This is a genomic window from Saprospira grandis DSM 2844 (assembly GCF_000275825.1).
GTDB classification, from domain to species: Bacteria; Bacteroidota; Bacteroidia; order Chitinophagales; family Saprospiraceae; genus Saprospira; species Saprospira grandis_A.
The window spans coordinates 1962578-1975012 of record NZ_JH719942.1; the positions used below are offsets into that span (position 1 = coordinate 1962578).

Here is a 12435-nt window from a genome sequence, read left to right on the forward strand (position 1 = left end):
AGCTAAAGGCCCAAATTTTATTCTAATACACAAAATCCCGAACAGTCCCCTAGCCAGCTAGCAGCCAGACCTACTCAGCTAGCAGCCAGACCTACTCAGCTAGCAGCCAGACCTACTCAGCTAGCAGCCAGACCTACTCAGCTAGCAGCCAGACCTACTCAGCTAGCAGCCAGACCTACTCAGCTAGCAGCCAGACCTAGCCAGCTAGCAACCAGACCTAACTTTTGTCTTTTTTGATTTTGTTACATTATTTCTATTTTTAACAATTCACTAATAATTGGTCCTAAAATCCCTGTTTTTGCAGCCTAAAGGCCGCAGCCAATCCGGTTGGGCCCTGATCTTTCTCGCCGCAGGAGCTTAAAAGCCCCTGCTTCTGAGATAGAAGGCAAGGGCTTAGTTTTTTCAGGACCTGCGTGCAGGCCCAGATAGCAGGCGGCGAAGCCGCCGCAAAGGAGCGAAGCGACTGGCCTAGCGATGTGGAGGGGTGGCCGCAGGCCAGACCGAGGCGGCAAAGCCGCCGCAGGGCCGAGCGAACAGCGAGCCCCGCAACGTAGCGCCGCAAGGCGAAGCCGCAGCGGAGGCCCCAAACCCTTATCCTTTTTGGATAGAAAAGCTCATTCCTGCTTTAGGGATAAAGAGGTTTTTGCCTTTAGCTTCAAAGGCGGCTTTTGCTTCTTTATGGTCAATAGTAATAAAGCCGAAAGTGTCGAAATGGATGCCGACAATTGTGTTACACTCAATAAAATCGGAGGCAATGATGGCATGTTCGTAGCTCATCGTAAAATTGTCGCCGATAGGGAGCAGGGCAAAATCGAGTTTGGGATAGAGCATAGGGATCAGCTTCATATCCATAGTTAGGGCCGTATCTCCGGCAAAGTAGAAAGTGCCATCATTGGAGCTAATGACAAAGCCCATGGGGTTGCCTGCATAGCTGCCATCGGGCAGGGCAGAAGAGTGAACGGCGGTGGTGCAATGGACCGTAAACTCGCCAAAATTCCATTTTCCGCCAATATTCATGGGGTGTGTATTTTCGATCCCTTGTTTTTGCAGCCATTCGGCCACCTCATAAATAGCGACCACCTTAGCGCCGCTGCGCTGGGCAATACTCACGGCATCGCTAACATGGTCGGCATGTCCGTGCGAGAGCAAAATATAGTCGGGATTAAGGTCATCTGCAGAAATGCTAGCTTCTTGGGCTAGGGGGTTGGGCGTAATAAAGGGGTCAAAAAGGAGTTTTTTGCCGCCTAATTCTACCATAAAAGCAGAGTGGCCGTAGTAGGTAATTTTCATAAGGCAAGAAAAATTTCTGAGGTAAAAGGAATAGAAGAATTGGGTTTAGGGCTTGGGTATAGAGCTAATTTAAGCTTTTCCCTATTTTTCCCTAGTTTTTTTTAGAACTTTGGCCATTGGGCGTTGTTCCCTTTGCAATTAGCTTACTAGAAAGAGGTTCAGGGATTGGGCTTCTCCTTATATATATAATAAATGATTGTAGTAATTTCGGGGACCAACCGCCCCAACAGCAAAACCAGAATTGTCGCAGAGGCCGCCTTTGCTCATTTTCAAGAGAAAGCGGAAGAAGAAGTACGCTTTTTTAGCCTAGAAGATTTGCCCGATGATATCTTGCATATAGATATGTATGACCCCGAGCAGCAATCTTTGGCTTTGCGGGCCATACAAGAGCAGTATTTGATTGCGCCCAAGAAGTTATTTATCGTTTCTCCGGAGTACAACGGCAGTTATCCGGGCGTACTGAAATTATTTTTAGATGCTTGTTCGATTTATGCCTATAAAGAAAGCTTTCAGGGCGGCAAGAAAGCGGCCCTAGTGGGTGTAGCTGCGGGACGAGCGGGGAACCTGCGAGGCATGGAGCATTTGACGGGCGTATTAAACTATCTGCAAATTACGGTCATGCCCCAACAGCTGCCTATATCTGGCATCGGGGGGCAGCTGGAGGAGTCTGGACAACTCTTAGCCGCTAGCCAAAACGCCCTAGAGGAGCAGGTAGAGCGTTTCTTGGCCTTTTAAGGAAGTCTTTTGCTAGAAAAGCATTAACTTGGGGGAAATAAATCTCCAATTCTATGCGTGGTATTCAATATCTCAATAATAGCAGAGGCCAAAGAGTAAAGGCCATTGTAGACCTCAATAAGTACGGAAAAGAGTTTGCCGCCTTCGTGAAAAGTTTAGAAGCGGCAGAAAGTAGCAATAGTAATAACTCTGGTATGAGCAGCCCCTTTGGCAGCAATCCCGTAGCGGGCGATAATATTGCCTATATGGGCAGCTCGACGAGCAAACAGCTTAAGGTAAATGCCCTGATTGCCAAAGCCCAAAGTTTTTATGGTACACCCTACCGCACGGGCGGTACTACCGCTAGTGGTATGGATTGCTCGGGCCTGACACAGACCGTTTTTAAGACGATTGGCGTGCAAATTCCTAGGGTGTCTAGAGATCAAGCTCGTACAGGACAGGCCGTAAAGTTTGACCAAGCCCGGGCTGGCGATCTCATCTTTTTTTCTACCGGTACGCCCAATCGCATCAATCATGTGGGGGTGGTTTCGGCTAATGTCAATGGAGAAGTGAAGTTTATTCACGCCTCTTCTAGCCGTGGCGTGATGGAGGCTTCTATGAATAATAATTATTGGCGGAAAGTCTATATGGGCTTGCGCAGAGTACTATAAAGTAAGCAAAATCAGCAAAACGATTTTCGAATCTGTTCTCCTGCAAGCAAGCTCTGGGCTCAGAGCTTGCTTGTTCAATTTTTATCCTATGCGTTTATATCTCCTCTTTTTTATAGGCCTTTTTCTGCTCAGCACGGCCTGCCATCGCCCGCCAGGAAAACTCAAACAAGAACGTCCCGAATCGGTGGCCTTGCATTTTATGCACGCCTTCTTAGATGGCGATTTTGAGAAGGCCGAGCAGCTGTCTACTCCAGAATCTAAAGAAATCTTGGCCTTTTTTGAGCAAACCCTAAATGCCGTGACCGAAAGCGAACGCAAGGCCATGAAGGCCGAGGCTGCCGCCAATAAAAAACGAATCAAAACCGCCGAATGCGAACTGCTATCTAGCCAAGAAGCGCTCTGCTCTTTTTGTTGCGACCAAGACGGAAAACCCCTGTCAGGTAGCAAAATGCAGTTGCTCCGACAAGAAGATAATAGCTGGAAGGTGGTCCTCGAACTGCCCCAAGCCCCCGATTTCTAAATCTTTTCCCCTCTCGATTATAATTATGAATATTAGACTGCTTCATCGCAACGAAATTGACCTGCCTCGCTGGAATGGCTGCGTACACTATGCCCCCAATAGCCTGATTTATGGCTATGCCTGGTATCTCGATAATGTAGCCGATAATTGGTGGGGACTGGTAGAGGATGATTACCAATCGGTCTTTCCGCTGCCTTGGAACGATAAACTCTTTGGCATCAAACGCCTTTATCAACCGCCGCTCTGCCAACAGCTGGGCCTATTTACCGTAAATGGTTTCTCGGAGGCCCGAATCAAGGCCTTCCTGCAGGCTATCCCCAAAGAGTTTAAACATAGCCAACTGGCCTTTAATGACAGCATGAGCGCTATCCAACGCCTAGCCGATTATAAGGTCCAAGAACGACCCAATTATTTGCTGCCCCTCAATCAACCTTACGAAAAACTCTATGAGAACTATAGCAGCAACCATAAGCGAAATATCAAAAAAGGCGAAAAAGCCAGCCTTTTTGCCACTAGCTCCATCAAACCCGAGGACTTTGTGGCCCAATTAGAACAGGAGATGCTCCGAAAAGGAGAGCAGTTTCCACAGGCTACTTATCATGCGGCGCTCCGCATTATTTATAATGCCCTGCACCGTGGCCAAGGCTTCTTTATGCTCTGCCTCAATGAACAAAAGGAGGTCTGCGCAGCCGTTTTTTGGCTGCTCAATGGCGCCCGATATATCAATTTGCTCAATTATACCACTCCCGCAGGTAAAGAGGTTGGCGCTATGCCTTACCTGATGGACCTCTTTATTCAGGGCCAGGCCAATAAGCCCATGTTCATTGACTTTGAGGGCTCTAGCATCCCCGGAATTGCCCGCTTTTATGAGGGCTTTGGGGCCGAAAATATGCCCTTTTATCAATGGACCGAAAACCGCCTCCCTTGGTGGATCCGCTGGAAGGGCTAGACGCTTTGGGGCCTCCGCAGCAAAGCTGCGGCGCTACGTTTCAGGGCTCGCTGTTCGCTCGGCCCTGCGCGGGCTGCGCCCGCTGGGTCTGCGGCTGCGCCGCCCCCTTGCACATCGCTAGGCCAGTCGCTGCGCTCCTTTGCGGCGGCTTCGCCGCCTGTAGGACGCCATGGACCAAAGTTCTTCCTGCATTCTTTTTGCTATGGCCCTAAAAATTATATTTTTGTGAGCGCCTCTCCCTTAGCCGGATTGGCCTTTCTTTCCTAAGATAATTCATCTACTTTATGCAACAATATATTAAGGATTTTGCACAGCTCGTAGGCCATGAGGTCAGTATCAAAGGTTGGGTGACCAAAATCCGCAAAAGTAAAACGGCTTGCTTTGCCGACTTTAGAGATGGTTCTGGCTTTACCCAAGCCGTTTTTGCCCTAGAAAGCCTAGGCGAAGAACAATTTGAGTTGGCCAAAACGCTAACTCTAGAAAGTTCACTGGCCATTACCGGCCAGCTCATCCGCAATGAAAAGAGCCTGGGCGGCTATGAACTTCAAGTAAATAGCTTCGAGATTTACCATAATGCAGAAGGCTACCCCATTACAAAGTCTGATGAGGAAATGGGCGTAAAGTTTTTGAGCGATAAACGCCACCTTTGGCTCCGCAGCCGCCGCCAATGGGCCATTATGCGCTTGCGCAACCAGCTGATTATGAGCATTCACAATTTCTTCCAATCAGAGGATTTTGTGCAAATGGATGCGCCTTTGCTCACGGGCAGCGCCTGTGAAGGCACTACCGACCTTTTTGAGACCGACTTTTTTGGCCAACCCGCCTATTTGTCTCAATCGGGCCAGCTTTATGGAGAGGCTATGGCCATGGCCATGGGCAAGATTTATACTTTTGGTCCTACCTTCCGTGCAGAAAAATCAAATACGCCCCGCCACTTATCTGAGTTTTGGATGATTGAGCCCGAAATGGCCTTTTATACCAATGAGGATAATATGAACTTGATCGAGCGCTTTATTAAGTCGGTCATTGGCGAGGTCCTTTACCGCTGTAAAGATGAACTAGAGGTCTTGGGCAGAGATACCAGCAGCCTCGAAAAAGTAGTGGACGAAACCTTCCCTAGAGTAGCTTATAGCGATGCCGTGAAAATTTTGCGTGGAGAGCTAGAGATCAATGGTAAGAATGCCATCAAATTGCAGGAAGAAGATTTGGCCCAAGTCACTGCCCGCCTAACTGAAATTCAGGCGGAGATTGCAGAAAGAGAGAAAGCCATTGCTGCGGGCATGAAAAAAGGTGCGCGTAGATTTAATGAAGGAAAAATTTTGGCCCTCAGAGGAGAAGCCAAAGAATTGGAAGAAAAACAGCGTCATATTCCAGACTGGATCGAGTCGGCCAAAAACTTTGAAGATGGCGAAGACTTTGGTAACTCGGATGAAACCGTATTGACCAGAGTATTCTCTACGCCTGTGATGGTCTATAATTGGCCCGCTAAGATTAAATCTTTCTATATGAAAGAAGTAGATGGCGATCCTTCTTTGGTGAAGGGGGTAGACCTTTTGGCTCCTGATGGTTATGGCGAAATTGTGGGAGGTTCTGAGCGGGAAACCAGCCTAGAGGTATTGGTCCGCAAAATTGCCGAACACAACTTAGATCAAGACGACTTTGAGTGGTATTTGGACCTTCGTCGTTTTGGTTCGGTGCCTCATGCAGGTTTTGGTTTGGGCCTAGAGCGTTTGGTGCGTTGGGTTTGTGGCCTCAACCACGTTAGAGAGACCTTGCCCTTTCAGCGTCGTTATGGACAAATTAAGCCCTAAGGCTAATCGCATAATAAAAAGAGCGCCTAGTTTCTGTATAGAGACTAGGCGCTTTTTTATGCGTTTAGCAGGCGGCGAAGCCGCCGCAAAGGCGCGCAGCGCCTCGGCTGAGGGATGGGCAGCAGTGGCGCGAAGCGCCAGACCCAGCCGCCGCAGGCGGCGCAGGGCCGAGCGAATAGCGAGCTGCGAGACAGCCCGACCCGCCCGCAGGGCGGGGCAGCCCCAAAAACAAATTAACTAAGTAATTGATAGCTCAAAAAGGCTAGTAAATAGGCGAGGCCCGTCATGTAGATCAGTTGTAGCAGCGGCCATTTCCAGGAGCGAGTTTCTTTGTAGACCACGGCTAGGGTGCTCATACATTGCATGGCAAAAACGTAGAAGACCAGCAGAGAAATGCCCGTGGGCAAGCTATAAACTGCTTTTTGGCTATCTTCAAATCGTTCGGCTCGCATCCTTTCGATCAGGGTATTTTCTTCGGCTTCGCTGCCCATACTATATATAGTGCCCATAGTGCCGACAAAAACCTCGCGGGCGGCAAAAGAGGCCAGCAAACCGATGCCAATTTTCCAGTCGTAGCCGAGCGGGCGGATAGCGGGTTCGATGGCGTGGCCGAGATGGCCGAGATAGCTAGCGGATAACTTTTGGGCGGCCATATTTTGGGCCAATTCGCTTTCATTTTGGCTCATTTGCTGGGCGCGTTCTTCGGCGGCCTGCATGGCTTCGGTAGGGCCATAGCTGCCCAAGATCCAGAGCAAAATGGAGAGGGCCAGAATTACCTTACCGGCTTCTAGGACAAAAGACTTTGATTTTTGGTAGGCCGTGAGAAAGACATTTTGCCAGCGGGGCCATTTATAGCTAGGAAGATCAATCACAAAAGGGTTTTGGTCCTTTTTGGGGAGGATAAAGCGGAGTGCTAGGCCCGTGAGCAGAGCGCCAAAGACGCCAAGGAGATAAAGGCCCAGCATGGCGAGACCTTTCCAGCCAAAGCCCCAGCTACTGCCATCAGGAATCACCAGAGCGATCAGGATGACATAAACGGGTAGGCGGGCGGCGCAGCTAATCATGGGACTGACAAAAATGGTGGCCATGCGTTCTCTCCAGCGGCTAATATTTCGGGCGGCCATCACGGCGGGAATAGCGCAGGCGGCTCCAGAAAGCAGGGGGAGCACACTTTGTCCGCTCAGGCCAAAAAAACGCATGGGTTTATCCATGAGAAAGACCACCCTAGAGATATAGCCGCTTTCTTCGAGGATGGAGAGGGCAAAAAAGAGGATAGCAATTTGGGGGACAAAAATCACGACCCCGCCGATGCCGGGGATAATCCCCTCTGTAATCAATTCATTGATTGGGCCAGGGGGGAGGAGTTCTGCGATAAAGCTAGCTAGGGCGCCTGTACCTTCATCGATCAGGCCCATAGGCCAATCGGCCAGGCTAAAAATCAGTTGAAAAATGCCGAAGAGGACCGTCAGGTAAATGAGATAGCCAGCGATAGGGTGGCTGGTCCATTGGTCTAAGAAATGGGACCAACTGCGTTTAGTGCTGGTTTTTTTTCGGGCCTTTTCGAGTTGTGGGCGAATTTGCTCGAGTCGTTTTTGGCTATCCTTCAGCTGAGCGGCAGCATCATTTGACTTCATCAGGGCTAAAAAGTCTGTATTAGCAGAAGGAGCCTCCTGGGAGAGGAGTTGATCAATAGCTTTGGGGATTTGGTCGAGGCCAAGTCCTTGGCGGGCATTGATACGGAGGGGTTCTTGGCCGAGGAGGGGGAGGAGTTCTTGAGTATCAAACTGGAACCCTTGGCCCTCTGCTTGGTCGAGCATATTGAGTAGGGGTAAAACGGGAATGCCCATAGCTAGGGCTTGTTGGGCAAGGAGCAAGCTTCTTTCGAGGTGGCTAGCATCGAGGACCAGCAACAAAGCGTCAAAGTTTTCTTCATCTAAAGCTTTGATGACTACTTCTTCATCTGGAGATTTAGCGAAGAGGCTATAAAGTCCGGGCAGGTCGGTCAGTTGGCCCTTGAGGTTTTGGAGTTGAATTTTACCTACTTTTTTCTCTACGGTAACGCCGGGAAAGTTACCGACCTTTTGTTGGAGGCCAGTGAGTTGGTTAAAGAGAGAAGTTTTGCCCACATTAGGGGGCCCAAGCAGGGCGATATTTAGCTGTTTATTGGTTACTGTATCCATATTTTTTTGGCTTCTGCTGGCCCGATGGCCAATTGTTGCAAATTATCGGCAAGTTCGAGGAGGAGGGGCCCGGCTAGTGGGGCTCTTTTGAGGAGGCGGAACTTAGCGGCGGGGAAGAGGCCCATCTCCATAAGTTTCAGGCTGAGCAAAGGGGAGTCTGTATGGAGGAAGGTAAGATGTTCTCCTTTTTTGGCTTCCCAGAGTCGGCGGGTGGAAGAATTTTTAGACATATATAGTATTGTGTGTGTAGTCTTGCAAATTTAGACTAAATCTATAAAAGCCCCAAAAAAAGATAATTCTGTCTTTTTTTTGGGGCGGGCTAAATTAGTGAAAAAGGGGGGAATAGGCAAAAGGGCTAAAAAAATATCCGTCTACAGCTTATGCAGACGGATATTGAGGGATTGGGTTTACTTTTGGTTTAGGGTTCCATCATCCAGCGTTGTAGTTGTGGGTTTTTGGCTTGTCCATTTTTTTGAATAAAGAAATCGGCATAGCTACCTATGGCTTGGAACTTAAACTCGACATAATGGTCATCAATTTTCTTGGCGACCCATTCTTGGATATAGCGAGATTTTTTTTCCTCTTTAGCGGCCATTTGGATGCGGCTATAATCATCTTGGAGGTTGGCGACATGGGGGATGGTTCGGTTTCTAATTTTGATAAGGGTATATTCTTTTTCTCCGAAGGGGGTACTATACTCGATGGCTTCGGAGATTTCGCCTTTTTTGAGTTTTTCGATAGCGAAATAGACTTCGGGGCTAAGGTCGCCAAGTTCCCAGTAGGGTTCGCCTGTTTGGGGGTTCATCATGGCGCCATTTCGGGTTTTGCTAAACTCATCTTCTGAGAAGCGTTGAACGGCCTGATCGAAGGTAAAGGAATCGAGTAAGATGAGTGAGCGGATGCTATCGGCTTCATTTTTTGCACGTTCTTCATCGGCGGGAGTAAGTTCGGCTTTAATGAGGATATGTCGGGTGTGGATATTATTACCGAGGCGTTCGAGTAGTTGGATAATATGGTAGCCATATTGCGATTTGACGAGTTCGGAGACTTCGTTTTCGTCGAGTTGGTAGGCGGTGGCTTCAAATTCGGGGACAAAGCTTCCTCGGTTGGTGATGCCGAGGTCTCCGCCACGGGCGCCGGAGCCGGGGTCTTGGGAGTATTGTTTTGCTAATTCGGCAAAGTCGGCTCCATTAAGAATTTCTTGGCGGATGCGTTCTGCTTCTTGGCGCGCGCGTTCATCTTCCTTATTGTTCACTTTGGGTTTAACAACGATTTGGGCGAGTTCTACGGTAGAGTTAAAGTAGGGCAGGCTATCTTCGGGGATTTTATTGAAGAAGGTTTGCACTTCTTTGGGGGTAACGGTAACGGATTGCATAATATTGGCCGACATACGTTGGACGACCATTTGTTTGCGCATACTTTCGCGCATATCATTTTTGACTTCCTCTGGAGTTTTGCCATAATAAGCTTTAAACTGTTCGGGGTCATTATTCATATATCGAAGGATTTCGGAGATTCGGGAATCTAGTTGGCCTTCAATTTCGACGGCAGAGACGGTAAAGCTATCGCGTTCGGCTTCAGCGAGGACCACGGCATTGGTAAGTAGCTGGTCTAGAATAACGGCTCGGGCGTTTTCGGGTGGTGCTTCTTTTGTTCTAGATAGTAGCAGGCGGTATTGTGCTTCTATATCGGAAACGAGAATGGGTTCATTGCCTACAAGGGCGACTACTCGGTCAATTTGCTGTTGGGCAAATAGGCCACTACTTAGCAGCAGGCAAGCGAAAAGGAGTCTATACATCATAATAGTTAATAATCATTAGCATGATAGGGGTAAACAGATTGTTCATTGCCTTGCAACGCAAGAATTGAAAAGAAGGATGGGTTTAGAAGCGTTCAAAGACATTGCCTTCTTTGGCTTTGGCTCGAGCTTCTTTTCGGACTTGGTCAAGGATTAGTTGTCGTCTTTGGTGAAGAATAATTCTAGAAATTTCGTCTTGTACTTCAGCTAGGGGAGCGGGTTCATTTTTATCTTTATATTCAAAGACTTTGCAAAGATAGACATACTTGCTATCGCTACGGTCAAATACCCGGCCTTTTTGGAGGTAGCTAGAGGGCAGGCGGTTATCAGGTAATCGGTCGGCCACTCTTTTATATTTTACCCAGCGGTCTTTTTCTAGGGCAAAGATCATTTGGCTTTCATTGGAGAGGCAGAACTGTTTTACTTTCTCCTCATCGCTTTTTTTATCTGATTTGAACCAATTGCGGAGTTTATCTACGCCTTCTAGTTTTCTGGGCACTCGGATAAAGTGGCAGCGTAGCCAGCTTTCTCCAGCAATGTATTGTTCTTTATTGGCATTATAGTATTGGGCCAATTGAACGGGAGTGACCATGGTATCTAGTTCTCTATTGATGAGTTCTTGTTCAAAGTAGGCAATGGTTAGGGAGGCTTTGTAGCTTTCTGCTAATCGGTTGATGCGTTGAGCTTCTTGGTTAGGCAGCTGTTTTTTGGCCACGCCAAGTAGCATTTGGTCCATAATCCATTTATCAATGTAGAGTTCGGCTTGTTGGGCGCTATCTTTTGGCGAAAGCCCCTTGCCAATACCATCTAGTGCAGAGCCATAGAGATAGTTGTCGTAAACTCTGGCCAAAGGGTTTTCTTCTGTTGGGGCTTCCGGGCCATTATTACAGGCTTGTAAGACTCCTAAAAAAAGGAGGGCAATAAGGTGGCGGTAGTAGCTCATAGAATCAATTGCTAAAGAAGGTGGTATAAAATCAAGGGGCAAAGATAAGAAGTTTTCCTACCAATTTGGTTTCGGCTCCTTTTCGACTATAGTTTTTAACCCAATTGAAAAGGAAAAGCTTGGAGCAGAGAACCAAAGCTGCCTAAAAAAGCCGTTCTTTGCGGAAAAATAGTAATGACAAAAGCAGATTCTCGCAAGGCCTTTGTTGCGTTGGCTTTGGTGAGCTTTTTTTGGGGTACTACTTACTTAGCTACCCGCATAGGCGTGCAGGAGGCCCATGGTTTATTTCTCTCTTCTGTTCGTCAGTGTATTGCGGGTAGTTCACTAATTGCCTTTATGTGGATAAGAGGAGCCAGCTTCCCTAGAGGAAAGGCCTTGGTTCAAACTATTATTATTGGCCTGATGCTTTTAGGGGCGGGCAACGCCCTGATGACTTGGGCGCTGCAATATGTGGAAAGTGGTTTTGCTTCGGTGGTTTCGGCTAGTGGACCGATTTTTATTGCCATCTTTAGCCATTTTATGATCCAGCCATTACCCTGGTCACCTAAGTTAATAGGCGGAATGGCTTTAGGGATGCTCGGTATTTTAGGGGTGTTCTCTAATTACCTAGATAGTTTTGACCAAAGTCCCAATTTTGCCTTAGGGCTATTGATTATGTTTGTAGCTACTTTGTTTTGGGCTTTGGGGTCTGTTTTTACTGCTAAATGGAAACCAAGCACTTCTTTATTGATGGGCGCTGGCTTGCAAATGTTTTCTGGTGGCCTTTTTACAGCCATTATCTGCACTTTTTTTGATTGGGACCAACTCGTTTTTGGCCAGCTGAGTATGCAGTTTTGGGGCTCGATTTTATACTTGGTGGTTTTTGGCTCTTTTGTCGCTTATTCCGCCTATATATATGTTATGGAACATTTACCCCCTGCTCAAGCTGCTTTAAGCGCTTATATTAACCCTATTGTTGCCGTGATTGCAGGCGCTTTTGTTTTAGGGGAACGCCTGACTTGGCTCACATGGGGCGGTATGCTGCTGACTATTGTAGGCGTCTATTTGGTTAATCAATGTTTTAAAACAGCCAAGCAGAAGATGCTAGAAGCTGATGATGAGGTTTTGCAATTGGATAAAGAGGTGGTTTAGGGGCGTTACTCCCTTTGGTCGTCGAACTGCGGCTTGCGGCCTTGTTGTCTGCCTATGGCAGGCGCTACGGTTACTCCCTTTGGTCGTCGAACTGGCACCCCTTTGGGGCTGGTTGTCGCAGCTGGCTGACTTTTAGGGGCCTCCCGCCTTTGGCGGGCGCTACGTTTCGCAGCTCGCTGTTCGCTCGGCCCTTCGTCGCTTTGCTCCTCGGTCTGGCCTTCGGCCACTGCTGCACATCGGTTACTCCCTTCGGTCGTCGAACTGCGCCCTAAAGGGCTTGTTGTGGCCAACGCTCAGCTAGAAGCCGCTCTGCGGCTACAAGCTTCGCTAAGCGCTGCGGCTTGGGGCCGCAGCTTATTGACCCGGCCGGCGGTAGGCGGCAGCCACAGCCATTGCTACTATATATAGTATAGCCCCTCAAAATATTT

At 48.3% G+C, this 12435-nt stretch carries 11 protein-coding genes; 6 read left to right on the forward strand and 5 right to left on the reverse strand.

The features are described 5' to 3' along the window. Positions 1-591: 591 nt before the first annotated feature. Positions 592-1290 (reverse strand): metal-dependent hydrolase, encoded by a 699-nt coding sequence (locus SAPGRDRAFT_RS08930; RefSeq protein ID WP_002658839.1) that lies wholly within the window; start codon positions 1288-1290, stop codon positions 592-594. 192 nt (positions 1291-1482) lie between these two features. On the opposite strand from SAPGRDRAFT_RS08930, the gene SAPGRDRAFT_RS08935 reads away from it, so the two are divergent. From SAPGRDRAFT_RS08935 to SAPGRDRAFT_RS08955, 5 genes are all read left to right on the forward strand, one after another. Further along, positions 1483-2025, forward strand: a complete 543-nt coding sequence (locus SAPGRDRAFT_RS08935) for an NADPH-dependent FMN reductase (protein WP_002658840.1) — start codon at positions 1483-1485, stop codon at positions 2023-2025. Between the two features lie 53 nt (positions 2026-2078). Then, positions 2079-2675: a C40 family peptidase gene (locus SAPGRDRAFT_RS08940; protein ID WP_002658842.1), complete on the forward strand. Its 597-nt coding sequence runs from the start codon at positions 2079-2081 to the stop codon at positions 2673-2675. Positions 2676-2763: 88 nt separating this feature from the next. Continuing rightward, positions 2764-3195, forward strand: a complete 432-nt coding sequence (locus SAPGRDRAFT_RS08945; RefSeq protein ID WP_002658844.1) for a DUF4878 domain-containing protein — start codon at positions 2764-2766, stop codon at positions 3193-3195. Positions 3196-3220: 25 nt separating this feature from the next. After that, positions 3221-4144, forward strand: a complete 924-nt coding sequence (locus tag SAPGRDRAFT_RS08950; RefSeq protein WP_002658845.1) for a hypothetical protein — start codon at positions 3221-3223, stop codon at positions 4142-4144. A gap of 284 nt (positions 4145-4428) precedes the next feature. Continuing rightward, positions 4429-5955: an asparagine--tRNA ligase gene (locus SAPGRDRAFT_RS08955; protein WP_002658847.1), complete on the forward strand. Its 1527-nt coding sequence runs from the start codon at positions 4429-4431 to the stop codon at positions 5953-5955. A 233-nt stretch (positions 5956-6188) separates the two neighbouring features. On the opposite strand, the gene feoB is transcribed toward SAPGRDRAFT_RS08955, so the two are convergent. The 4 genes from feoB to SAPGRDRAFT_RS08975 form a co-directional block, all read right to left on the reverse strand. After that, the gene (gene feoB, locus SAPGRDRAFT_RS08960) at positions 6189-8135 is read right to left on the reverse strand and encodes a ferrous iron transporter B (RefSeq protein WP_002658849.1); all 1947 of its coding nucleotides are present in this window, start codon (positions 8133-8135) and stop codon (positions 6189-6191) included. After that, positions 8123-8365 carry a FeoA family protein gene (locus SAPGRDRAFT_RS08965; RefSeq protein ID WP_002658851.1) on the reverse strand — a complete coding sequence of 81 codons (243 nt, stop codon included), beginning with the start codon at positions 8363-8365 and terminating at the stop codon, positions 8123-8125. Before SAPGRDRAFT_RS08965 ends, feoB begins: the two co-directional genes overlap by 13 nt. A gap of 188 nt (positions 8366-8553) precedes the next feature. Continuing rightward, positions 8554-9936, reverse strand: coding sequence for a peptidylprolyl isomerase (locus SAPGRDRAFT_RS08970; protein WP_002658853.1), 1383 nt, complete (start codon positions 9934-9936; stop codon positions 8554-8556). A gap of 82 nt (positions 9937-10018) precedes the next feature. After that, positions 10019-10918, reverse strand: coding sequence for a hypothetical protein (locus SAPGRDRAFT_RS08975; RefSeq protein WP_253271297.1), 900 nt, complete (start codon positions 10916-10918; stop codon positions 10019-10021). 132 nt (positions 10919-11050) lie between these two features. Here SAPGRDRAFT_RS08975 and SAPGRDRAFT_RS08980 point away from each other — a divergent pair, with 132 nt between their 5' ends. Beyond that, the gene (locus tag SAPGRDRAFT_RS08980; RefSeq protein WP_002658856.1) at positions 11051-12007 is read left to right on the forward strand and encodes an EamA family transporter; all 957 of its coding nucleotides are present in this window, start codon (positions 11051-11053) and stop codon (positions 12005-12007) included. The last annotated feature ends 428 nt before the right edge of the window (positions 12008-12435 follow it).

What these genes read in the sequence shown, in the direction of transcription:
- SAPGRDRAFT_RS08930 (WP_002658839.1), bottom strand. Translation starts at nt 1,290, where the DNA reads ATGAAAATTACCTACTACGGCCACTCTGCTTTTATGGTAGAATTAGGC.
- SAPGRDRAFT_RS08935 (WP_002658840.1), top strand. Translation starts at nt 1,483, where the DNA reads ATGATTGTAGTAATTTCGGGGACCAACCGCCCCAACAGCAAAACCAGA.
- SAPGRDRAFT_RS08940 (WP_002658842.1), top strand. Translation starts at nt 2,079, where the DNA reads ATGCGTGGTATTCAATATCTCAATAATAGCAGAGGCCAAAGAGTAAAG.
- SAPGRDRAFT_RS08945 (WP_002658844.1), top strand. Translation starts at nt 2,764, where the DNA reads ATGCGTTTATATCTCCTCTTTTTTATAGGCCTTTTTCTGCTCAGCACG.
- SAPGRDRAFT_RS08950 (WP_002658845.1), top strand. Translation starts at nt 3,221, where the DNA reads ATGAATATTAGACTGCTTCATCGCAACGAAATTGACCTGCCTCGCTGG.
- SAPGRDRAFT_RS08955 (WP_002658847.1), top strand. Translation starts at nt 4,429, where the DNA reads ATGCAACAATATATTAAGGATTTTGCACAGCTCGTAGGCCATGAGGTC.
- feoB (WP_002658849.1), bottom strand. Translation starts at nt 8,135, where the DNA reads ATGGATACAGTAACCAATAAACAGCTAAATATCGCCCTGCTTGGGCCC.
- SAPGRDRAFT_RS08965 (WP_002658851.1), bottom strand. Translation starts at nt 8,365, where the DNA reads ATGTCTAAAAATTCTTCCACCCGCCGACTCTGGGAAGCCAAAAAAGGA.
- SAPGRDRAFT_RS08970 (WP_002658853.1), bottom strand. Translation starts at nt 9,936, where the DNA reads ATGATGTATAGACTCCTTTTCGCTTGCCTGCTGCTAAGTAGTGGCCTA.
- SAPGRDRAFT_RS08980 (WP_002658856.1), top strand. Translation starts at nt 11,051, where the DNA reads ATGACAAAAGCAGATTCTCGCAAGGCCTTTGTTGCGTTGGCTTTGGTG.